This is a genomic window from Streptomyces sp. NPDC093089, assembly GCF_044754405.1.
GTDB lineage: Bacteria > Actinomycetota > Actinomycetes > Streptomycetales > Streptomycetaceae > Streptomyces.
Genome location: NZ_JBIVPA010000004.1, coordinates 149061 through 171001 on the forward strand (window position 1 = coordinate 149061; position 21941 = coordinate 171001).

The window sequence follows — 21941 nt, forward strand, 5'->3', positions numbered from 1 at the left end:
TTCGACATGAGGTTCATCCGATGCTCCTGACCAGTGCCAACCCCATCCGCGGAACGGAAAGGCTCTGCAGCCCGGGGCGGAGGGTTGTCCGGCTCCGCTCGATCATACGGCCGTCACATGCGTGGACCGCGATTTCCGTATACGCTGCGGCGCCCTCGACGTCCAGCACGAGACGGTCCACGTCCGAGGCGTTGACCAGAACCGTTTCCCTGAACTCCGCGGGCCGGACCCGCACCGCGCGCTCGCCGTGCACGGCCAGCACGCTCACCCCGCCCGCCTCGGCGCGCACCACGGTGTACAGGTTGTCGGGGCGGCCGGGCCGCACGGTTCCGTCGAGCAGCTGCGGACGCAGCCGCCGCCACTGCGCCAGCCAGAAGCGCAGCGCCTCGACATGGTCGTGCGGCAGCCTGTCGAGCCGGACGGAGATCTGCGGTACCGAGTGCAGGGCCCCGATGAGCTGCCGCGCCGCGGCTTCCACGGGGGCTGCCGCGCTCCACAGCAGAGGGTCGGAGTGTACGGCTCCGCCCACGGCGAGCAAGGACGTGTCGATCGTGCGCACCCGGTTGGCGGCGGCGTCGCCCGGGCAGTCGAACGACCGCAGCATGTTGCCGAACGGCACCATGCCGGGGCCGACGTACGGCTGCCGGAGTTCGAGCAGGAGCTCGGAACGCTCCGCTTCCAGCGCGGACCGCAGTTCGGCGAGCAGCAGGGTCAGGGTCTGCCCGATGTCATCGCCGCCGTCGCCGGCGTACACCATGGCCTCGTCCAGGAAGTCGATCTTGAGGCCGTCGAATCCGTGGTCGCGGACGAGGGACACGCATGTGTCGATCACGTGGGCCCGTACCTCGGGTCGGCGTGGATCGAGGACATGTGCCCCGGGTACGGTCGCCGCGACCGGTGCGCACGATGCCCACCGGTCGTAACAGTCCGCCTCGGGGCCGAGCAGCAGCGGGGCGATCCAGGCCATGTATCGCAGACCGGCACGGCGCACGCGGTCGACGTGCCCGGTGAAGTCGGGGAACTTCGCGGGGTCGGGCTTCCAGTCACCGCAGCCGGCGTAGCCACGCCCGCTGCCCAGGTGCTGCCAGCCGTCGTCGAGGATGAGTACTCCGCAGCCCACGTCGGTGGCGAGTTCGGCCTGCCGCTCGACGGAGGCGGCGTCCACCTGCTGGTTGAAGGCGTACCAGGTGGAGTAGACGGGCAGTCGGGCCGATTCCGGGACGGGCATGGCCCGCGTCTCGGCCGCGAACCAGTCACGCAGGGCGCCCAGCGCCGAGGCGACCGAGGGGCGGCGCGGCACGAACAGGATGCGGTGCGGGTCCGGGGCCGCGGGCAGTTCGAAGTGCACGACGTAGGTGTCGTTCTCCTCGGACACCCCGAAGCGAAGCCGGACCTCGGGCACCGGGTCGGTTGCCGCGAAGGTGAGCATGGTCGCACCGGAGTGGTCGTACAGGCATCCCGTGGCGAACCCGTCGACGAGGCTGACCGTGGACCGCCCCGCCCAGTCGGCGACGAGGGTGCGCGTCCAGCCGGCCTTGGGATGCCAGTAGCCGGTGGCGTCACCCAGGGGGAGGGACAACCGGATCTCGACGGGTGCGCCGCCGGCGTCGATGTGCAGCATCCGCAGGCCGTCCGGGAGTTCGGACAGCGTCCATGTCGGTTCGGTTCCGGGAGCGAGGACGGCCATCTCGACGGTGTCGAGCAGCGGCTCGTACGTCGCCGGCGCGAGTTCGGCGGTGGTGACGGCCTCGTGGGTCAGGGTGCTCACGTTACTCCTTGACGGCCCCGGCGAGCAGGCCGGAGACGAAATGGCGTTGCAGGGCGAGGAAGACGACGGCCATGGGGATCGCGGCGACGGCCGTTCCGGTGAGGATGGCGCCGTAGTCGGTGTCGTCCACTCCTTGCAGGGAGGCGAGTGCCACCGGGATGGTGTACGACGCTCCGTCGCGCAGCACGATCAGGGGCCAGATGAAGTCGTTCCACTGGTAGAGGAAGAGGAAGATGCCCAGGGCGGCCAGCGCCGGCTTCATCGGCGGGAGGACGACCTTGACGAAGAGCCGGAGCTCTCCGCAGCCGTCCATGCGGCCCGAGTCGAGGAGTTCGTCGGGGAGCGCCGCCATGGACTGCCGCATCAGGAAGATCCCGAAGGGCAGGGCGAGGTTCGGCATGATCACGGCCTGGTAGGTGTTGAGCCACTCCAGCTCGGCCATCAGCTTGAACAGCGGCACCAGGGTGACCTGGGCCGGGATGACGAGGCCCAGCATCAGCAGGCCGAACAGCGGATCGCGGCCCTTGAAGCGGTACTTGGCGAAGGCGTAGCCGGCGAGCGTGCACACCGCTCCCGCACCCAGCGTGTAGATGACGGCGATGCCGAGCGAGTTCAGCACGACGCGGCCGAAGGACGCCGTCTCCTGCAGGTGGGAGAGGTTCTCCGCGAGGTGTCCGCCGGGGAGCAGCGGTGGCGGGGAGTCGAAGATCTCCTGGGAGCTGTGGGTGCTGGCGATGACGAGCCAGTAGAAGGGGATGAGGACCACGGCGAGAGCGATCGCCAGGCCCGAGGTCAGCATGATGCTGGTGCCACGGCTGCGCCGTGGGCGTGTGTCGCGGCCCGTGGCTCTGCCGGTTCCGGTCGTGTCGGTGGTCATTTCCTGTCTCCCAGGACGCGGAACTGGATCACCCCGAGGATGCCGATCAGTACGGCGAGGGCGTAGGCGATGGCCGAGGCGTAGCCGAAGTCGAAGTACACGAAGGCGTTCTGGTACAGGTACACGCCGATGGTGAGGGTGGCGTTGTCCGGTCCGCCGCGGGTGAGGATGTAGGGCTCGTCGAAGATCTGCAGGGTGCCGATGGTGGACAGCACCGTGGTGAGCAGGATCGCCGGTCGCAGTCCCGGAAGCGTCACGTGCAGGAAGGACTTCCACGCACCGGCTCCGTCGACGGAGGCCGCGTCGTACAGCTCCGTGGGGATGGACTGCAGCCGTGCGAGCAGGATCACCGCGTTGTAGCCGGTGTAGTGCCAGGTGAGGGCCAGGCCCAGGGAGATCTTCGCCCACAGCGGGTCGACGAGCCAGGGCACCTCGCCGATTCCCGCCAGTCCCAGCAGCCAGTTCACCAGCCCGTACTTCTCGTTGAGCAGGACCGAGAAGATGAGGCCGTACGCCACCAGGCCGGTGATCATCGGCAGGAAGAACCCGAGCCGGAACACCGAGCGGCCGCGCAGCAGCGCCGAGTCGAAGGCGACGGCCAGGCCGGTGGCCAGCGCCAGCATCACCGGTACCTGGACGGCGAGGATCACGGCGGTGTTCCGCAGCGCGGTCCAGAACAGCGGGTCGTCGAGCAGCCGGGCGTAGTTGTCGGCCCCGACGAAGGTGTCGGCACCCCCGACCGTCTTGTAGAGGCTGAGGACGAAGGACTGGACGATGGGGTAGATCTTGAACGCGGCGAAGAGCAGCAGCGCCGGCAGGACGAAGGCGTACGGGGCCAGGCGCCGGGCGGTGAACCGTGGCGGGCGCGTCCTCTCGGCCGGGCCCGTCCGCGGCTTCGTGCCGGCCGGCGAGGTGAGGGCGGTCATCATGCCTTCTTGCGGCCGGTCTGCCGGGCGAGCTGGTCGGCGGCCTCGCGCAGTACCTTGGCGGGGTCGGTGCCGGCCAGGAGCACCTTCGTCTGGGCGTCGGTGGTGGCCTTGAGCGCGCGGGCGTAGTCGGCGGTGTAGTTGAACGCCGGCGAGTCCGCCTTCAGCGCGCCGAGGAAGACCTCGCCCTTCTTCTGGCCGCTGAAGAACGCCGACTCGACATGGAAGACCGGGTCGTCGTAGGCCTTCATCAGGGCGGGGGCGATGCCCTTCTCCTTGTAGATCCTCACCTGGTTCTCCGGGCGGGTGAGGATGAACTCGGCGAATCTCCAGGCCGCGGCCTGGTGCTTGCTGGTGCCGGACACGGCGAGGTGGGTCGAGTTGACGGTGGCACTGGTGAGGCCGCCGCGGCGGACGGCCGGGGGCAGGCGCACACCCCATGTGCCGGCCTCGCCGGGGACGGTCTCCTCGATGATGCCGCCGAACCACGTGGGCATGGGCAGTACGGCGGCGGTGCCCTTCTTGATGGAGCTGATCAGTGCGTTCCATCCGCCGGAGATGTCGCTCACGAGACCGGCGTCGTTCATCCGCTTGATGATCGTCATCGCCTTGACGGCCTCGGGCGAGTCGAGCGTGATCTCGCCGGCCGCGTTGAAGTAGAAGGCGCCCTGCAGCTGCAGGAGCATCTGGAAGAAGTTCGCGGAGTCGGCCTGGGAGGCGGGCTTGTCGATCCCGAGGAGGTACTTCCCCGTCTTGGCCTTGATCTGCTTGCCGGCCTCGATGGCGTCGTCCCAGGTGTCGATCGCCTGGACGTCGACGTCCGCGTCCTCGAAGACGTCGGCCCGGTAGTAGAAGCCGGCGGAGTTGGCTTCCCAGGGCAGGGCGTTCACCCGGCCGCCCTCGGAGGAGACGGTCTGCCACAGGCCCTTGGCGAAGGCGTCCTTGTAGGTGTCCGCGCCGAGCTTGCTCAGGTCGGCGAGGCCGCCCGGGAACTTCTCGACGTAGCCCGGCAGGTAGTCGACGCCGATGTGGAGCACGTCGGCGAGTCCGGCTCCGCCGGCCGCGAGTCCCGTGGTGATCTTGTCCCAGATGGCCGGGTTGCCGATGTCCTGGACGGTGACCTTGATGTCCGGGTACTGCTTGTTGAACGCCGGTACGAGCGCCTTCATCTCGGCGGCCGGGCCCGCCCAGCTCCAGACCTGGATGTCTCCCTTCCCCGGGTCGCCGGCCGCGCCGGCCCCCTTGTCCGTGACACCCGTGCCGGAGCAGGCGGTGACGCCTCCCAGGCCGGCACCGGCGGCGAGTATGCCGCCTGCCCGCAGAACCTTGCGACGGTTCATGCCCATGACACAACCCCTTGCCTCGCGGATCGAAGGGCCAAGCCGGCGAGCGCCAGGCTGACGAGTGGCGACGTTAACAATCAGCCAATCACGCTTGCAAGACTTCGTTGAAAATTTACTGCCTGACCCACAAAAGAATCTTGCAGGAGTGTTGCAGGGCCTCGAAGCGCACTGTTAGCGTCCGGCCACCCGTACCGGCCCACTCGCCCGGAGAGCTCATGAGACGCACTCGCCCCGCACGCCTGGCCCTCGTCGCGGCCATGACCCTGCTCACCCCGCTGACCCTGGGCGGTCAGGCCGCCGCGGCGGGCCAGCCCCTGCTGACCATCGCGAACCCCGGGTTCGAGCAGGGCTCCACCGGCTGGGCCTTCACCCCGGGCACAGGCGTCGCCTCCAACCTCCCGCACGGCGGCACCGGACTGGTCTATCTGGACGCGGGAGCGGGCAGACGGGTCTCGCAGACGGTCACCGCCGAAGCCCCCGGCATGTACGACTTCTCCGCCTGGATCGCCACCGGCGGCACCGGCGGCAGGTTCGTCGTCCGGGTCAACGGCGCCACCGTCGGCGCGGTCAGCCTGCCGAGCCGCTCCACATACGCCCGCTACACGATCAGCCGGGTGGAACTGAGGGCGGGCGACCAGCTCGAGACGTCCTTCGAATCCGGCGACGGCTGGGTCAACGCCGACGATGTCATGATCTCGCCGGCCGCCCCCGCCGACCCGGTCGTGACCTCGTCCGACCCGAAGGTCGTCGAGATGTTCGACTGGGCGAAGCGCAAGGCCAACAGCTGGGTCCAACTGCCGGGCACCGTGGGCCCGCTGAACGTCGACGAGCGCTACCCCTCGGGCTCCGGCAGCGCGACGTACGGCCCGTCCTACTGGGCGGGCTACGCCCACCGCAGCGCCTACTACTCGCGCGACATGGTCCACCAGCTCGGTGGCGCGGCCGTGCTCGGCCTGCACGCCGAGAACAAGAGCATGCTGCGGGCCTTCGCCGCCTCGTCCACGGCCAAGCACAAGTACTTCCCCGTGTGGGCCGTCAACTTCGACAACAAGACCTACCTGTCGATCGACTACCGCAATCCCCACAGCTACGTGCGCGAAGTCCCCGCCCCCTTCGAGCTGGTGGAGAAGGCCCATGAGGCCTACCGCTGGAGCGGCGACCCCGCGTATCTGAACGACCCGGTCCTGTGGGACTTCTACCAGCACACCACCAAGGAGTTCATCGCGCTCCACGACGCCCAGAAGCCCAACGGCGTCGCCGAGGGCACGGGCGACGGCATCTTCGCCGGAGCCGCGAGCTACAACGAGGTCGGCGAGGAACGACTCGCCGAGTCGGGCGACGCCATCGCCTCCCAGTACCAGGCGTACCTGGCCATGGCGGCCCTCGCGGAAGGCAAGGGCGACAGCGCACTGGCCGCCGGCTTCACCGAGAAGGCCGCCGATCTCAAGGAGTACTTCAACACGACCTGGAGCGGCACCGGCTCCGGTGAATCCATGGTCCGGGGCTACACCGTCGACGGCCAGGCGCTCACCGGCTGGGGCAAGGAGAACAGCTGGTTCATGCCCATGAAGCGGCTCATCGCCCCCGGAGCTCGCAACGACGCCTACCTCGACTACGTCGACCAGCAGGCGAGCGGAAGCGGCAAGCCGGCCAACATCGAGGCGATCTCGTACCTGCCCGACACCTTCTTCGCCCACAACCGCAACGACACCGCGTGGAAGTGGATGAACCACGTCTACGACCAGCGCGACGTCCAGCACCCGGTGTCCCGGCAGGGACCCAACGGCGACTACCCGGAGGTCTCGTACACCCTGGTCGACCAGACGGTGAAGGGCCTCATGGGCGTCGAGCCCGACGCCCCCCACCACCGGCTCACCACGCAGTCCCGCCTGCCGGCGGGCATGGGCTGGCTGAAGATCGACCGACTGGAGATCGGAGGCCAGACCTTCGCGCTGCGGCATGACGGATCCACGAAGTCGACCCTGACCAACAACGGGTCCTCCGCGTACGCGTGGGAAGCCCGCTTCCCCGGCCGACGCTCGTCGGTCACGGTGGACGGTACGGCCTGGCCGGTCAGGACCAAGGTCGTCGACGGAACGACGTACACCTACGCCGAGGTCTCCGTGCAGCCGGGCCGGACGGTGACCGTCGAGGCCGGCTGAGGCCCGGCCGGCCTCCGCCCTCGCCTCCGCCTCCGCTCCTGAGCGGGGGCGGAGGCTCCTCGCGTTCCCTCACTCCCGCCCGCTGGTGCGGGACCAGGCCCCGAGCACGGGAACGCAGTGCTCGGCGAAGTACTCGAAATCGGCGGCCGTGTTGTACACGTGCGCCGAAAGGCGCAGGTAGCCGACGCCTCCGAAGCTGGTGATGGCCACGGCGACACCCGGCTCCCGCCCGACCCGGTCACGTAGCGCGTCGGCCTCGGCGCGGGTGGCGGCCAACGGCGCGGGCAGCCGCACCAGCCGCATGGCACCGACCGGCATCCCCACATCCACGCGGCAGTCCTGACCGGTCAGGTCCGAGAACGCCACGGCGATGATCCGCTCCGCGTGGTCGGCCGGCTCGCGCATGTAGGTGCGGGCCTTCCCCCACCCCCAGGTGTCCTCGATGAAGCCGAGGGCGGCGGGCGCGGCGAGGTAGCTGGTGGCGTCGACGGTCCCCTGGGTGTCGAACCGGTCGGGGGAAGCGCGGGAAACCACTCCACAGGTGAGGCGTCCATCCGCCGGCGAAGCCGGTTCTGCTCCTCCTGAGCCGGCAGCGGCACCGCTCCGAACGACCCGTGGTTCAGGTGCTTGACCGATGGATCGAGCGACCAGGCAGCGGCGGCGGGACGGCCGTCGGCCAGCTCCAGCGGAGGCGGTGCGGTGGTGTGGTCTGTCGTGTTCACGAATATCCCAAGGGCTCGGGCAGGAATCCGGATCGGGCGCGGGGCGCAACGCCCGATCCGGCGGGTCGCCCCGTGGGGCTCCCCGCCGGATCGGGTGTCGGCGCTACTTCACCAATGCGGCCCCGGCCCAGTCGGCGTGGTCGCTGTCGATGCCGTCGCCCGCGTCCGTCACCTTCAGCACCAGGGACTTCACCCCGGCGACATTGACGTCGATGGACTGGGTCGCGCTCGACGGCGTCATCACCGACGGGCTCGCGTAGAGCTTGACCCCGTCACCCCACACCTCGAACCGGACCGTCGCGTTCGCACCGACCTCGTCATCGACACCCACATCCGACCGGAACCGCGTGTAGGCACCGTTCAGGGCGTACGTGATGGTGCCGTTGGCGTGCGTACCGACGCCCTTGGTGTACGTGGTGCCGTTCAGCCTGAGAGGGTTCGACCCGACGCTCCTGTCCTTCTGGACGGCACCCCACCCGATCGTGGGAGTACCCGTCCAGTCCAGTTCGCTGAGGGACGTCGGCGCCGGGACGTTCCCGATGAGCTTGGCCCCGGCCCAGTCGGCGTGGTCGCTGTCGATGCCGTCGCCCGCGTCCGTCACCTTCAGCACCAGGGACTTCACCCCGGCGACATTGACGTCGATGGACTGGGTCGCGCTCGACGGCGTCATCACCGACGGGCTCGCGTAGAGCTTGACCCCGTCACCCCACACCTCGAACCGGACCGTCGCGTTCGCACCGACCTCGTCATCGACACCCACATCCGACCGGAACCGCGTGTAGGCACCGTTCAGGGCGTACGTGATGGTGCCGTTGGCGTGCGTACCGACGCCCTTGGTGTACGTGGTGCCGTTCAGCCTGAGAGGGTTCGACCCGACGCTCCTGTCCTTCTGGACGGTGCCGAAGTCGCTCCGGGCGTCGGTCCAGGTCAGATCGCTCAGGTCGACCGCCGGGCCGCCCGCGGTGGTGGTGACCGCGGCGGTGTCGCTGGCCGCGGAGTAGTTCTCCGCCGCGTCGACCGCCCGCACCGTGAACGTGTACGGCGTCGAGGGCGACAGCCCGGTCGCGGTGAAGGTCGTACCCGTCGACGTGCCGACGAGCGTGGTGCCGCGGTAGATGTTGTAGCCGGTCACACCGACGTTGTCGGTCGACGCCTTCCAGTTCAGCTCCACGCTGCTCGACGTCACGTTGCTCGCCGTGAGGTCGGCCGGCGCGGTGGGCGCCGTGACGTCGCCCCCCGCGGTCCCGGCGGTCGCGGTCGCGGACGCGCCGCCTGCCAGCGGTACGGTCACGTAGGACACCGTCTGGCCGTACAGCGACTTGGTCCGTGCCGGCTGCTCGGTGCCGTTCACGTTGATCGTGGCGTGGGTTCCGTAGAACTGGGCCTCCCAGTCGACGGAGGAGCCGGAGTTGTTGGTCAGCGTCGAGCTCGTCGTGCCGGTGTGCTTGAGCTTCAGGTCGTTGCCGCCGACCTTGAGGTGGTCGATCTCCACCCACGGCGTCTCGGACGTCAGCCGCGAGACGGTGGCCAGTTTCCCGTTCGGAGCGTCCGGCTGCACTCCCATCATGCCGTCGATGGTGTTGCTGACCGCCAGGAACGAGATCTCCGGGTAACTGTTCTTGCCGTTCATGAGCTTCTTGAGCCACGACCAGCCCTCCGCGGACCGGTTGTACTGGTAGTACATCTCCGGCAGGTAGGAGGTGGCCTCGACGTTCAGGTCGTCATCGTTGGCGGCGATGAAGTCCAGATAGCCGCTGGTTCTGGGGCCGTGGTCGCCCAGGCCCGTCAGCATCATCAGGAAGCTGGCCTCGTGGCCCCAGCTGCTGTAGCCCTTGCCCGTGGCGTCCTTGCCGCGGATGTACCGGTTGTTCGAGGCGTCCCACCACTTCGCCTCGAAGTGGTCACGCACCCGCTGAGCGCGATCGGCCCACTTCGCGCTGTTGGCGTTGTCGCCCTTCGCCTTGAGGATCTCCGCGTACGCCAGCATCGACTGGTACTGGTACCCGAGCGCATCGGCGGCGGAGACGAGGTTCTCGTTCGCGAACTCGAAGAACGTCGCCGAGTACTCCCCGGACTGCTTCTTCGCCGCCGGCTGCTCGCCGGACGGGTCCGCGTCGTTCCACGTGACCTCGTGGTCGGTCAGGAACGAGCCCATGGTCGAGTCGTAGTACGCGGAAAGGGTCGGGTCGTTGATCCAGTCCGAGTCGCCCGTCCACTGGTACTGCTTGTACGCCTTGGCCATCACGTTGAACGGCGAGGGCAGTTCCCGGAAGCCCGTGCCGTCGATGTAGTACATGGCGCCGTAGGAGCTGTGCGCCCACAGCGGCCAGCCCTTCTGGCCCGGATCGTCGGCATCGCCGGCGAACGTCTTCATCATGTGGAACGTCTCGGCGTCGAGGCCGAGCGCGTGCGCGCCGTCCGACTGGTGGGAGATGTCCCGGTTGTAGTACGACTCCCGGTTGGTGTAGGCGCCCCAGTAGCCGGGCTCCACCGTGGTGTGCGTGGAGTTCTTGAGGCGCCACCACTCGGGTTCGTGCCCCATCATCGGGTTTCCCGGGTAGAACGTCATCCCCAGGGCCCGGTTCTTGCCCCAGTTGAAACCGCTGTTCAGTGTGGCGTTCGGCGAGTCGATGGTCAGCGTGCTGGTCGGCGCCCCCACGTGTTCCTGGACCGTGATGCTGTCGACGCGCGGCACCTCACCGGCGGACACAGCCGTCAGCTCGATGGTGTCACCGGCCTTGAGGGTGACTTCGCTCGACGTACGGGTGTCGATGTTCATCGGATCGGTGTAGTCGCCGCCCCACCGCTGGGACGTCGCCCACGAATCCACGGGGGCGGAGTTGACGGAGAGCCTGTAGGTCACTCCGTTCGCGGTCTTGCCGTTGTAGCGCGTGATGAGGTCGTAGGTTCCGTCGGGGCCGGTGAAGGTTGTCCTGGCCGTGCTCGTCTGGCCTGCCACGCCTTGGGCGTAGGTGACGTCGTCGACCGGAGCACCGTTCCAGGTGTGGTTGACGGTGGATGTCGTGAAGTTGGTCAGCGCCATCCTCTCGACTTCGATCACGTACGGCTCCACCGTCGCCGCCGCCACCGCGGGTGCGGGGGGAAGGGCGACGGCGGTGGCAGCCGCTGCCAGTACGGCGGAGAGTGCACAAGCAATGCGACGCATGTGCGGTCGGTTCCTCTCGTGTGGGGGTTTCCGGTCCTGAGCGCGGTCGAGCGCGGTCGAGCTCGACCGTCCATCTGGTGAGGTGCGAGAGACGCCGGGACAAAGGGGCTCCCGGCAGCCGTCGACGACCCGGGCACGGCAGAGCCGGCCCAGGCGCGGCGGAGCGGATCCGGCCCTGCCGACGGGGGGTGCGGTACGAGATCGCCGTGATCGCGTCGATGGCGAAGCGTGGCCGGGGGTACCTCCGGCCGGAGAGGTCGCCCGAGCTCGCGACTGCGGGGCGCTCGGGTGTGCTTGCCGACGCTGTCTCACGCGGCGGGCGGTACGGGGTGACGTCCCTTCATCGCCACACCATGTTGGAAGACGTTGAACTGTGTCGCCTATTGAGTACTTCACCGAGAGTGCTGTCAATAGTTGCGTCCGGTTCGATCGCGCCGGCCCCAGTCGCCCGCGGGCCGAGCGCCCAAGCCCGAGCGCGCCGCCCCGACATGCCGGATCCGGCGACGCTCCGCAGGTCAGCGGCCTGGCATGACCGGCCGACATCCGCCCGACAGCCGGCCGCGACAAGGCGATCCCGCCCGGAACGGCGCGAGTGAATTCACGCCGACCCCTGGACTTGCAACGAACCGATGATGATCGGAATGAAAGTTTTCATCAATGCCTTGCATGCCTGCGGTGAACGCGAGTAGCGTTCCGCCACGCAGACCCATCTGCACAACTGTCCGACTGCGGCAGGGGAGGAAGCGGTGTCGGCGCCCATGCACAGCCAGACCGGCCGGTCGGAGGGGGCCACTTCAGTTCCAAGCGGCCCCCTCGTCCTCGACCGCGAAGGACTCCTCAAGGCACCACCACCCGGCCTTGGGGTGGAAGCCCTCCCTCCTGGCCGTCGAACCGATCACCGAGCCGGCCGCCCGCCGCGCTCTCCCACCTCCCTACCGGCCCGGGCCCTGATCCGGAGTGCCGCGCTCCCGCCGCGGCGTCAAGCGCAGCGGCCTGCTCCGCCACGCCTACGCCCCACCGGTCGGCCTTCGTGGACGAGGCCGTACGGCACGGCGTGCACCTGCAACTGTCGGGATCCACGGCGGTCAGCCGTGGCCGATGAATTGCGTGGCGGAGCCGGCCAACCCGACAGTCGCGAGGCTGGAACGCCGCGGAGAGTGTCACGGGGCGCGGGCGTCCGGGGCCCACCGGCCCGGGTCGGCGCGCCTTCGGACGTGACGGGGGTGGAACGGCGTCGGGCCGGGTAAGAGGCCGGGCCGACCGCGGCGCATCACCCCGCCCCCCCCTGGCCGAAAGCACCACGGCCCCGCTCCCAGGCGGTCCGACGGAGTCGAGGACCGCCAGAACGTACTCGGCTGACGGGCCTCGGCCCTTACCCTCCGCTCTGCGTCAGAAGCGCGTTGGTTGCCCTTCGCGGCTGCCAGTAGATGCCGCGGCCGTCGGTGGCGATGCAGACGCGGCCGGGCCGGTCTGCTGCGGAGCAACGCGCGGTGGAACACCCCTCTCGGCCCCCTCCGCGCTCCGAAGGCCGTCTCAGAGAGTGAGGACCAGCTTGCCGCGTACCCGACCCTCCTTGCTGATGCGGTGGGCCTCCGCCGCCTCCTCCAGCGGCAGGACCGCTTGGACCTCCACACGCACGGCGCCGGAGTCGATGAGCGTGCCGATCCGCCGCAGGGCCTCTCCGTCGGGGGTGACGACGACGCGGTCGGCGTTGATTCCGGGGAGGCGGTACGCCTCGTCCACGGGTTCCGGGAGGGTGATGAGGGTGCCGCCGCGGTGTAGCAGCCGCCAGGACGCGTGCTGCACCGGGCCTCCGACGGTGTCCAGGACGATGTCGAAGGGCGCTGCGGCGGCCAGTCCGGTCGTGGCGCGGTCGATCGGCTCGTCGACGCCGAGGCGGCGCAGGAAATCCAGGTTGCGGGCGGAGACGGTGGCGGTGACGTGCGCGCCGAGGTGGCGGGCGAACTGCACCGCGAAGTGACCGACGCCGCCGGCTCCCGCGTGCACCAGGACCCGCAGACCGGCCCTCGTGCCCGCCGCCTCCAGCGCCTGCCACGCCGTGAGCGCGGCCAGGGGCACGGCGGCGGCCTCGGCGTGGGTCAGCCGGGCGGGCTTGGGCGCCACGGCGGAGGAGGGCAGGACGGCCAGTTCCTGATAGGCGCCGCCGTACGGCAGCGGAAGCATCCCGTACACCTCCGCACCGATCGCCGGGCCGCCGGGCACCGTGGCCCGGACGACACCGGACACGTCCCAGCCCATGCCGAGCGGGAACGGCTGGTCGCTGCGCACCGCCCCCTCGCGGTGCTTCCAGTCGACCGGGTTCACCCCGGCCGCCTTCACCTCCACGAGGACGTCTCCCTCCCCGGGTGTCGGCACCGGCCGCCGGGTGAGTTCCAGAACGTTTTCGTCGCCGTACCGGGAGAAGACCACTGCGCGCATCAGAACAGGCTCCTGTCGTGTCGGATGGGGTGCGGTGCGGTCGCACCTCCGTCACCTTCGCGACGCCGTAGCCGTGGAGCCATTACCCCGCGAGTACCAGGCGAGAAGCGGGCGGGGCCGGCAGAGGGGTACTCGCAGGGACAGGCAGAGCGCCACCGGTGCCGCACATACTGACGCGCATGAACTCAGCGAACGAGCTCGGCCGCTTCCTGAGCTCCCGCCGTTCCCGGGTGACTCCGCAGGAGGCCGGGCTCCCCGTCCTCGACAGGCGCCGGGTGGCGGGGCTGCGGCGCGAGGAGGTGGCCGACCTCGCAGGCGTCAGTGCCGTCTACTACGCACGCCTGGAACAGGGCCGGGCCCGTAATCCCTCCGACGCCGTGCTCGACAGTCTGGCCCGTGTCCTGCGACTCGATCCGACCGAGCGGGCCCACCTGTACGACTTGGCGCACCGGGCTCACGGCGGAAGGGCGACGCTCTCCTCGGCCCCGGTCGGCGCCGAGGAGACGGAGGAGGACGACGTCTCCGTACGGGACGGGCTGCGGCGGCTGCTGGACGCGGTGGGAGCCGTCCCGGCGTACGTCCTGGACCCGTCGATGGACGTCCTCGACGCCAACAGCCTGGCCCGCGCCCTGGTCGGTGGGCCGGCCCCGGAGCCGGCCCGCCGGCTCAACCTCGCCCGGCACGTCTTCCTCGACGCCGCCGCACGGGAGCTGTACCCGCGGTGGGCGGACGTGGCACGGCAGACCGTCGGCTTCCTGCGTCTGTCGGCCGGGCGTCGCCCCGGGGACGTACGGCTGGCCCGGGTCGTCACCGCACTGAGCCGCCACAGCAAGGAGTTCCGGTACCTGTGGGCGGCACAGGAGGTGCGGGAGAAGACCCACGGGACCAAGACCTTCCGGCATCCCGTGGTGGGCGGCTTCGACCTCGCGTACGAGACGCTCGCGCTGCCCGGTGACGAGGGCTTGTCCCTGGTCGTCTTCACGGCACCCGACGCCCGGGCGGACGCCGCGCTGCGTCTGCTCGGCAGTTGGGCGGCGCCGACCCCTGACTGTCGGGGAACTGATGGCGCGGGTCACGGATTCCTGCACAGAAATACGTGATGCATGTCCGCGCACTGCTCGCTCCGGCGGGCGGCGCGCGCCCGCTTGCCGCAGCCGATCGAGCACCATGCCTGGTCCCGCCCGCGCGCGAGGAAGCACATCCCGCAGCTCGGCGCGGGACAGCGCCGCAACCGCGCCCGCTCCGGCCCGGCGGCCGGCACGAGCGCCTGCCCGGCGACCGCCGCCGCGACCGGCCCGCCGGCCTCCTGCTCCGTGAGATGCCCGGCATCGTCGCCCCGGAACGTCACTGGAGCCGCGCGGCCAGTGCGTTGAGCCGGGCCCCCGCCGGCGCCGGCAGCGGAGCCTGCCGCGCGGCCGCGTGCAGCGCGTCCGACCGGGGCGCGCAGCTCCGCCAGGTCCTCCAGGGGCAGGTCCGCGAGTTGCCGGTCGAGCACCTTCTCCCGCCAGGACACCAGCAGCTCACCCAGCCTGCCCGCACTCGTCGCCGACCCGACCCCCGCCCTGCCCGTCCTGGAGGCGCTGTACCGCGCCCCTTCCGCCACCTCACCACCCGCCACCACCCCGGCGTGCACCGCGTTCGGCTCCCTATCAACGGACGCCCCCACGGCACAGCGGACTTCACTCCCCTGAAGTCCTGACTCCCCACACGGCCCCTACGGACGCTCAGCCCGACGCGCTTGCCGAGCGGGCCGGTCTCCTTATGGCCGACCTTGGACTCCCGTGAGTCCTTCAGGCGGGCGTGGTCACTGCGGGTGACCATGACGACCGCGTGCAGCATGAGCGGCCTGGCTGCTGACAGGCACAAGCGGACCCGAAGTCCTCACCGACGGGCAACCGATCACCTGGCCGAAGAGGGTGTCGACGAGGGCGCGCAAATTCGGCTCGGTGTGCGGCGTGTCACATGCAGGAGCCGTGGGATCGCCGTGGGATCATCGATATCGCTCCCACGGTTGCGCTCCACCCGGAACCGCAGGTCAAGAAGGCACGGACCCGGCGAGGCGACCCCAGGGCACCAGTTTCGCCGCACCGACGAGAGCCGATCACTGCACGCGAAAACACCCCTTCCGGGGCGTTTTCGCAGGTCAGAACGTTTTTCTTGGTGGGGCGGGTGGGACTCGAACCCACGGCCGACGGATTATGAGTCCGCTGCTCTAACCGGCTGAGCTACCGCCCCGAACGGTGAGGCGCGTACATGTGTGCGCGCCGTCTGCCGCAGCATAGCCGCTCATACGATCTCCTGCTCCGGAAGATCGGCTCTGCCGACCATGAAGACCGCATGCGACCGCGCATGGTTCCCCGAGACGCGAAAAAGGACCCCGAAGGGTCCTCTTTCGTTTGGCTCCCCCGACTGGACTCGAACCAGTAACCCTCCGGTTAACAGCCGAATGCTCTGCCAATTGAGCTACAGGGGATCGCGCTCCCCCGACTGGACTCGAACCAGTAACCTGCCGGTTAACAGCCGGCTGCTCTGCCAATTGAGCTACAGGGGATTGCTGCGTTGCACCGAACGGCCCCTGTCCGGCCGAACCGGGAAGGCACTCGCTCGCTGCGAGACATACATTAGCGCAAGCAGGGGGGTGCTCCGCCAATCGGTATCCCCAGGGCCTCCAGGGAAGGATCGCAGCCGTGCGGTACAAGCTGACGTTCGTCGTGGGACTAGCCCTCGGTTACGTGGTCGGGACGCGGGCAGGGCGCGAGCGGTACGAGCAGATGAAGAAGTCCGCGCAGGACTTCGCGCAGAGCCCGGCCGTGCGCAACGCGGCCGAGTCCGCCGCGCAGACCGGACGCCAGGTCGCGGGCAAGGCGGCGCACGTCGTGGGCGACACCATGGGCGACCGGCTGCCCTCCTCCGTGACCGACCGGGTGCACGCGCTGCGCAACCGCGGCCGGGTGAACGGCAAGGTCGAGGACGACGACTGGGGCACCAGCAACACCTGAACGCCGCCGGGGCACCCGTATCGCCCCCGCGTGCGGCAGAATCAAGTGCCATGGGGATAGTCGCCGGACTGGACAGCTCTGCTGAGTTCACACGCATCGTCGTCTGTGACACGGACACGGGTGCCGTACTGCGGCAGGGCTACGCCGCGCATCCCGGTGAACCGAAGGCCGTCGACGTCGATCCGCAGTCGTGGCTGCTCTCGCTCGGAGAGGCCGCCACCGGCGGGATCCTGGAGGGCGTGGAGGCCATCGGCGTCTCGGCGCAGCAGCACGGGCTCGTGCCGCTCGACGCGCAGGGCGGCCTGGTGCGGCCCGCGCTCGTCCGCAACGACAAGCGCGCCCAGATCGCCGCCGCCGACCTCGTCGAGTCGCTCGGCGGACGCCAGGCGTGGGCCGAGGCCGTCGGCTGCGTCCCCGGCCCCGGGCAGGCGGTCGCGAAGCTCCGCTGGCTGGCCCGCACGGAACCCGACCACGCCCGCCGGATCGCGATGATCCTCCAGCCCCACGACTGGCTGGTCTGGCAGCTCCTCGGCCGGCCCGCCCGCCGCACCACGGACCGCGGCGCCGCCTCCGGCACCGGCTACTGGTCCGCCCGCACCGGTGCCTACCGCCCCGACCTGGTGGAACTGGCGCTCGGCCACCAGGCGGTGCTGCCCGAGGTCCTCGGCCCGGCCGAGGCGGCCGGCACCACCCCCGAAGGCCTGCTGATCTCCGCCGGTACGGGCGAGACGATGGCCGCCGCGCTCGGCCTCGGCCTGGGGCACGGCGACGCGGTGGTCTCGCTCGGCGCGTCCGGCTCGGTGATGGCCGTGCACCACGAGGCCCTGGCCGACCCGAACGGCATGATCACCTCGTTCGCCGACGCCACCGGCATGCACCTGCCCGTCGTCCACACCTCCAACGCGGTGCGGGCGCTGCGCGGCACCGCCGAGATGCTGGGCGTCGAATCCCTGGAGGAGCTCTCCGCGCTCGCCCTGAAGTCGACCCCCGGCGCGTACGGGCTCGTCCTGCTGCCCTACCTGGAGGGCGAGCGGACGCCGAGCCTGCCGCACGCCGCGGGCACGCTCAGCGGGCTGCGGCGCGAGTCGATGAAGCCCGAGCACCTGGCGCGGGCGGCGTTCGAGGGGATGCTCTGCGCGCTCGGCGACGCCCTGGACGTGCTGCGCGGGCGGGGCGTCGAGGTGCGGCGGATCTTCCTGCTCGGGGCCGCGGCCGCCCTGCCGGCCGTGCAGGCGCTCGCGCCCGCGCTGTTCGGCGCCCAGGTCGTCGTCCCCCAGCCGGCCGACTACGCCGCCCTCGGCGCGGCCCGGCAGGCCGCCTGGGCCCTCGGCGCGGCCCGCGGCACGCTGTCGCCGTCCGCTCCCCCGGCCTGGCAGGGCGCGGCCGCGCAGCTCCTGGAGCCGGGCGACGACCTCCCCGCGGGCCAGGCGGTCCGCCAGCAGTACGTGGCGACGCGGGAGCAGATCCACCCGGGCTCGTTCGCCGGCTAGGGGTGCCCGGCCTGATCGGGCCCAGGGGTGTCCGGCCTGATCAGCCCCAGGGGTGTCCGGCCTGATCAGCCCCAGGGGTGTCCGGCCTGATCGGGCCAGGAAGCGTCCGACCTGGTCGGGCCCGGCCTGTCGGCCTGGTCGAGCCATGGGCTGTCCGGCCTACAGGGCCAGGGGGTGTCCGGGCTGATCGGTGGGACGCCCCCTGAGCGGCAGGACGCCCCGGGCGGGCACGTGCCGGGAGGCCTTGTCGCGCACGGTTCGTAAAGTCTTCGCCAGGGTTCGCCGGACACCCCCGGACACGCGGCAAACCGAGTCGTAACGTCCCGGGGGTGCGGGCGATAGTGGAGCCGTGCTCATAAGACTTCTCCGAACCCATCTGCGGCCCTATCGAAAACCCATCGCCCTGCTCGTCCTGCTCCAGTTCCTCCAGACCTGCGCGAGCCTCTACCTGCCGACCCTGAACGCCGACATCATCGACAACGGTGTCGTGAACGGGGACACCGGCTACATCCTGCGGTTCGGCGCGCTGATGATCGGCGTGTCCGTGGTGCAGGTCGTGTGCAACATCGGGGCCGTGTTCTACGGGGCCCGGACGGCGTCCGCGCTCGGCCGCGACATCCGCGGCGCGGTCTTCGACCGCGTCCAGTCGTTCTCCGCGCGGGAGCTCGGCCACTTCGGCGCGCCCTCGCTGATCACCCGTACGACCAATGACGTGCAGCAGGTCCAGATGCTGGCCCTGATGGCGTTCACCCTGATGGTCTCCGCGCCGATCATGTGTGTCGGCGGCATCGTGATGGCGCTCGGCCAGGACGTGCCGCTTTCGGCCGTCCTGCTCGCGGTGGTGCCGGTCCTCGGCGTCTCCGTCTCGCTGATCGTGCGGCGGATGCGGCCGCTGTTCCGGACCATGCAGGAGCGCCTCGACACGGTGAACCGGGTGCTGCGCGAGCAGATCACCGGCAACCGCGTCATCCGGGCCTTCGTGAAGGACGGGTACGAGGAGGAGCGCTTCCGCGGGGCCAACGCCGAGCTGACGGACGTGTCGATGGCGACCGGGCGGCTGATGGCGCTGATGTTCCCGGTCGTGATGACCGTCGTGAACGTCTCCAGCGTGGCCGTCGTCTGGTTCGGCGCGCACCGCATCGACAGCGGCGGGATGGAGATCGGCGCGCTGACCGCCTTCCTCGCCTATCTGATGCAGATCGTGATGTCCGTGATGATGGCCACCTTCATGTTCATGATGGTGCCGCGGGCCGAGGTGTGCGCGGAGCGCATCGAGGAGGTCCTCGCGACCGAGTCCAGCGTCGTGCCGCCGGCCGAGCCGGTGACGACCCTCGACCGCCGCGGGCACCTGGAGGTCAGGAGCGCGGACTTCCGGTATCCGGGTGCGGAGGAGCCGGTGCTCAAGGACGTCGGGCTGGTCGCCCGGCCCGGCGAGACCACCGCGATCATCGGGTCCACCGGCAGCGGGAAGTCGACCCTCCTCGGGCTCGTGCCCCGGCTCTTCGACGCCACCGGCGGCGAGGTCCTCGTCGACGGCGTCGACGTCCGGAAGCTCGACCCGAAGCTGATGGCACGGACCGTGGGACTCGTCCCCCAGAAGCCGTACCTCTTCTCCGGCACCGTCGCGACCAACCTGCGGTACGGCAAGCCCGACGCGACCGACGAGGAGCTCTGGCACGCCCTGGAGGTCGCCCAGGCCGCCGACTTCGTCCGCAAGCTGGAGGCCGGCCTCAACGCCCCGATCGCGCAGGGCGGCACCAACGTGTCCGGCGGGCAGCGGCAGCGGATCGCCATCGCCCGGACGCTGGTGCAGCGCCCGGAGATCTACCTCTTCGACGACTCGTTCTCGGCGCTCGACTACGAGACGGACGCCCTGCTGCGGGCCGCGCTGGCCCGCGAGACGGCCGACTCGACCGTGGTGATCGTCGCCCAGCGCGTCTCCACCATCCGGGACGCCGACCGGATCGTCGTCCTCGACGAGGGCCGCGTCGTCGGCACCGGACGGCACCAGGAGCTGATGGCGGGCAACGAGACGTACCGGGAGATCGTGCTCTCCCAGCTGACCGAGGCGGAGGCAGCCTGATGGCCGGTCCTGGTGGACGCATGATGGCCGGTGGCGGCCCCGACCAGCGGTCGATGGACTTCAAGGGCTCGGGCAAGCGGCTGCTGCGGCAGCTGGCTCCCGAGCGCGGCGCCCTGTGGGTGATGCTGTTCGCCGGCGTACTGTCGGTGGCGGCCTCCGTGGTCGGCCCGAAGATCCTCGGCAAGGCGACCGACCTCGTCTTCGCGGGCGTCGTCGGGCACCAGATCGAGAGCGGGACGAAGGCGGAGGCGATCGCCGGCCTGCGCGCCTCGGGCGACGACGGCATGGCGGACATGCTGTCCGGGGTCGACTTCACGCCGGGCCAGGGCATCGACTTCGCCGCGGTCGGCCAGGTGCTGCTCGTGGTCCTCGGGGTGTACGTGGCGGCCGGCCTGCTCATGCTGGTCTCCACCCGCATGTCGATCAAGGTGATCAACCGGACGGTCTACCGGATGCGGGAGGACGTCCAGACGAAGCTGGCGCGCCTCCCCCTGTCGTACTTCGACAAGGCGAAGCGCGGCGAGGTGCTGTCCCGGGCGACCAACGACATCGACAACATCTCGCAGACGCTCCAGCAGTCGATGGGCCAGCTGATCAACTCACTGCTCACCATCGTCGGCGTGCTCGCCATGATGCTCTGGATCTCGCCGCTGCTCGCGCTGGTGGCGCTGGTGACGGTGCCCGTGTCGGTGTTCGTCGCCGCGAAGATCGGCAAGCGGTCGCAGCCGCACTTCGTGCAGCAGTGGAAGTCCACGGGCACGCTCAACGCCCACGTGGAGGAGATGTACACCGGGCACACCCTGGTGAAGGTCTTCGGGCGGCAGGACGAGTCCGCGCGGGACTTCCGCGAGCAGAACGAGGCCCTGTACGAGGCCGGGTTCAAGGCGCAGTTCAACAGCGGCGTGATGCAGCCGGTGATGGTCTTCATCTCGAACATCAACTACGTCCTGGTGGCCGTCGTCGGCGGCCTGAAGGTGGCGACCGGCTCGCTGTCCATCGGTGACGTGCAGGCCTTCATCCAGTACTCGCGCCAGTTCTCGATGCCGCTGACGCAGGTCGCGTCGATGGCGAACCTGGTGCAGTCGGGCGTCGCCTCGGCCGAGCGGATCTTCGAGCTGCTCGACGCCCAGGAGCAGGAGCCGGACGCGCCGAGGAGCGAGGCGCCGCGGGACCTCGGTCCGGCGGACGTCAAGGGCAGGGTCGCGCTGGAGGACGTCGCCTTCCGCTACGAGGCCGACAAGCCGCTCATCGAGGACCTGTCGCTCACCGTGGAGCCGGGCCAGACGGTCGCGATCGTCGGCCCGACCGGCGCCGGCAAGACGACCCTGGTCAACCTCCTCATGCGGTTCTACGAGGTCACGGGCGGCCGGATCACCCTCGACGGGGTCGACATCGCCAAGATGCCCCGCGCGGAACTGCGGGCCGACATCGGCATGGTCCTCCAGGACACCTGGCTCTTCGGCGGCACCATCGCGGAGAACATCGCGTACGGCGCCACGCGCGAGGTGACCCGCGAGGAGATCGAGAGGGCCGCGCGGGCCGCGCACGCCGACCGGTTCGTCCGCACCCTGCCCGACGGCTACGACACGGTGATCGACGACGACGGGGCGGGGGTCAGCGCGGGCGAGAAGCAGCTGATCACCATCGCCCGGGCGTTCCTGTCCGACCCGGTGATACTCGTCCTCGACGAGGCCACCAGCTCCGTGGACACCCGCACCGAGGTGCTCATCCAGAAGGCGATGGCCCGACTCGCCCACGGCCGCACCTCGTTCGTCATCGCCCACCGGCTCTCCACGATCCGGGACGCGGACGTCATCCTGGTGATGGAGAACGGCTCGATCGTCGAACAGGGCACCCACGAGCAGCTGTTGGCGTCCGGCGGGGCCTACGCCCGGCTGTACGCGGCGCAGTTCGCGCAGGCGGTCGCCGAGGTCGACTGAACGGGCATGTGACCCATGCCGCATGA

The 21941-nt window shown here is 70.1% G+C and carries 14 protein-coding genes, 3 tRNA genes and 1 pseudogene; 7 read left to right on the plus strand and 11 right to left on the minus strand.

What is annotated here, in order from left to right; all coding sequences use genetic code 11:
- Positions 1 to 13: 13 nt before the first annotated feature.
- Genes ACIQFX_RS10715 through ACIQFX_RS10730 form a run of 4 tightly spaced genes read right to left on the minus strand, consistent with a single transcriptional unit; the run spans position 14 to position 4917 of the window.
- Entirely contained in the window at positions 14 to 1768 is a 1755-nt protein-coding gene (locus ACIQFX_RS10715; RefSeq protein ID WP_402460922.1) for a glycoside hydrolase family 36 protein, read from the minus strand.
- A 1-nt stretch (position 1769) separates the two neighbouring features.
- On the minus strand, positions 1770 to 2645 hold the full coding sequence (locus ACIQFX_RS10720; protein WP_402460923.1) for a carbohydrate ABC transporter permease: 876 nt from the start codon (positions 2643 to 2645) through the stop codon (positions 1770 to 1772).
- Complete coding sequence (locus ACIQFX_RS10725; RefSeq protein WP_402461567.1) at positions 2642 to 3571, minus strand: carbohydrate ABC transporter permease; 930 nt, start codon at positions 3569 to 3571, stop codon at positions 2642 to 2644. The genes ACIQFX_RS10720 and ACIQFX_RS10725 overlap by 4 nt, the downstream gene beginning before the upstream one ends.
- Positions 3571 to 4917 (minus strand): ABC transporter substrate-binding protein, encoded by a 1347-nt coding sequence (locus tag ACIQFX_RS10730; RefSeq protein ID WP_402460924.1) that lies wholly within the window; start codon positions 4915 to 4917, stop codon positions 3571 to 3573. The genes ACIQFX_RS10725 and ACIQFX_RS10730 overlap by 1 nt, the downstream gene beginning before the upstream one ends.
- Positions 4918 to 5129: 212 nt before the next feature.
- Between ACIQFX_RS10730 and ACIQFX_RS10735 the strand changes: the two genes are divergently transcribed.
- A complete protein-coding gene (locus ACIQFX_RS10735) occupies positions 5130 to 7076 on the plus strand; it encodes a hypothetical protein (RefSeq protein ID WP_402460926.1) in 1947 nt (648 codons plus the stop codon).
- A gap of 69 nt (positions 7077 to 7145) precedes the next feature.
- Here ACIQFX_RS10735 and ACIQFX_RS10740 read toward each other — a convergent pair whose 3' ends face one another.
- Positions 7146 to 7610: a hypothetical protein gene (locus ACIQFX_RS10740; protein WP_402460927.1), complete on the minus strand. Its 465-nt coding sequence runs from the start codon at positions 7608 to 7610 to the stop codon at positions 7146 to 7148.
- Positions 7611 to 7901: 291 nt separating this feature from the next.
- The gene (locus ACIQFX_RS10745; protein ID WP_402460929.1) at positions 7902 to 10964 is read right to left on the minus strand and encodes an NPCBM/NEW2 domain-containing protein; all 3063 of its coding nucleotides are present in this window, start codon (positions 10962 to 10964) and stop codon (positions 7902 to 7904) included.
- 1039 nt (positions 10965 to 12003) lie between these two features.
- Here ACIQFX_RS10745 and ACIQFX_RS10750 point away from each other — a divergent pair.
- Positions 12004 to 12211, plus strand: a pseudogene (locus tag ACIQFX_RS10750) (metallophosphoesterase); the annotation flags it as partial.
- 286 nt (positions 12212 to 12497) lie between these two features.
- On the opposite strand, the gene ACIQFX_RS10755 reads toward ACIQFX_RS10750, so the two are convergent.
- Positions 12498 to 13403, minus strand: coding sequence for an NADP-dependent oxidoreductase (locus ACIQFX_RS10755; protein ID WP_402460931.1), 906 nt, complete (start codon positions 13401 to 13403; stop codon positions 12498 to 12500).
- 179 nt (positions 13404 to 13582) lie between these two features.
- On the opposite strand from ACIQFX_RS10755, the gene ACIQFX_RS10760 reads away from it, so the two are divergent.
- Positions 13583 to 14503, plus strand: a complete 921-nt coding sequence (locus ACIQFX_RS10760; RefSeq protein WP_402460933.1) for a helix-turn-helix domain-containing protein — start codon at positions 13583 to 13585, stop codon at positions 14501 to 14503.
- Here the strand turns inward: ACIQFX_RS10760 and ACIQFX_RS10765 are convergent.
- The 4 genes from ACIQFX_RS10765 to ACIQFX_RS10780 form a co-directional block, all read right to left on the minus strand.
- Complete coding sequence (locus ACIQFX_RS10765; protein ID WP_402460934.1) at positions 14476 to 14916, minus strand: CGNR zinc finger domain-containing protein; 441 nt, start codon at positions 14914 to 14916, stop codon at positions 14476 to 14478. The genes ACIQFX_RS10760 and ACIQFX_RS10765 overlap by 28 nt on opposite strands.
- Before the next feature lie 645 nt (positions 14917 to 15561).
- A tRNA-Ile gene (locus ACIQFX_RS10770) sits at positions 15562 to 15638 on the minus strand.
- Between the two features lie 162 nt (positions 15639 to 15800).
- A tRNA-Asn gene (locus ACIQFX_RS10775) sits at positions 15801 to 15876 on the minus strand.
- Positions 15877 to 15881: 5 nt separating this feature from the next.
- Positions 15882 to 15954, minus strand: a tRNA-Asn gene (locus ACIQFX_RS10780).
- A 136-nt stretch (positions 15955 to 16090) separates the two neighbouring features.
- Here ACIQFX_RS10780 and ACIQFX_RS10785 point away from each other — a divergent pair.
- The 4 genes from ACIQFX_RS10785 (at position 16091) to ACIQFX_RS10800 (ending at position 21915) form a co-directional block, all read left to right on the plus strand.
- Positions 16091 to 16402 carry a YtxH domain-containing protein gene (locus ACIQFX_RS10785; protein WP_402460935.1) on the plus strand — a complete coding sequence of 104 codons (312 nt, stop codon included), beginning with the start codon at positions 16091 to 16093 and terminating at the stop codon, positions 16400 to 16402.
- Positions 16403 to 16452: 50 nt separating this feature from the next.
- Positions 16453 to 17892 (plus strand): FGGY family carbohydrate kinase, encoded by a 1440-nt coding sequence (locus ACIQFX_RS10790; RefSeq protein ID WP_402460937.1) that lies wholly within the window; start codon positions 16453 to 16455, stop codon positions 17890 to 17892.
- A gap of 349 nt (positions 17893 to 18241) precedes the next feature.
- Entirely contained in the window at positions 18242 to 19975 is a 1734-nt protein-coding gene (locus ACIQFX_RS10795) for an ABC transporter ATP-binding protein (RefSeq protein ID WP_402460939.1), read from the plus strand.
- A complete protein-coding gene (locus ACIQFX_RS10800; protein WP_402460940.1) occupies positions 19975 to 21915 on the plus strand; it encodes an ABC transporter ATP-binding protein in 1941 nt (646 codons plus the stop codon). The genes ACIQFX_RS10795 and ACIQFX_RS10800 overlap by 1 nt, the downstream gene beginning before the upstream one ends.
- Positions 21916 to 21941: the final 26 nt, after the last annotated feature.

Bases quoted from the DNA above. Each gene is read 5' to 3' on its own strand.
- ACIQFX_RS10725 (WP_402461567.1), bottom strand. From the start codon at position 3,571: ATGACCGCCCTCACCTCGCCGGCCGGCACGAAGCCGCGGACGGGCCCG.
- ACIQFX_RS10760 (WP_402460933.1), top strand. From the start codon at position 13,583: ATGAACTCAGCGAACGAGCTCGGCCGCTTCCTGAGCTCCCGCCGTTCC.
- ACIQFX_RS10730 (WP_402460924.1), bottom strand. From the start codon at position 4,917: ATGGGCATGAACCGTCGCAAGGTTCTGCGGGCAGGCGGCATACTCGCC.
- ACIQFX_RS10800 (WP_402460940.1), top strand. From the start codon at position 19,975: ATGGCCGGTCCTGGTGGACGCATGATGGCCGGTGGCGGCCCCGACCAG.
- ACIQFX_RS10720 (WP_402460923.1), bottom strand. From the start codon at position 2,645: ATGACCACCGACACGACCGGAACCGGCAGAGCCACGGGCCGCGACACA.
- ACIQFX_RS10790 (WP_402460937.1), top strand. From the start codon at position 16,453: ATGGGGATAGTCGCCGGACTGGACAGCTCTGCTGAGTTCACACGCATC.
- ACIQFX_RS10735 (WP_402460926.1), top strand. From the start codon at position 5,130: ATGAGACGCACTCGCCCCGCACGCCTGGCCCTCGTCGCGGCCATGACC.
- ACIQFX_RS10755 (WP_402460931.1), bottom strand. From the start codon at position 13,403: ATGCGCGCAGTGGTCTTCTCCCGGTACGGCGACGAAAACGTTCTGGAA.
- ACIQFX_RS10745 (WP_402460929.1), bottom strand. From the start codon at position 10,964: ATGCGTCGCATTGCTTGTGCACTCTCCGCCGTACTGGCAGCGGCTGCC.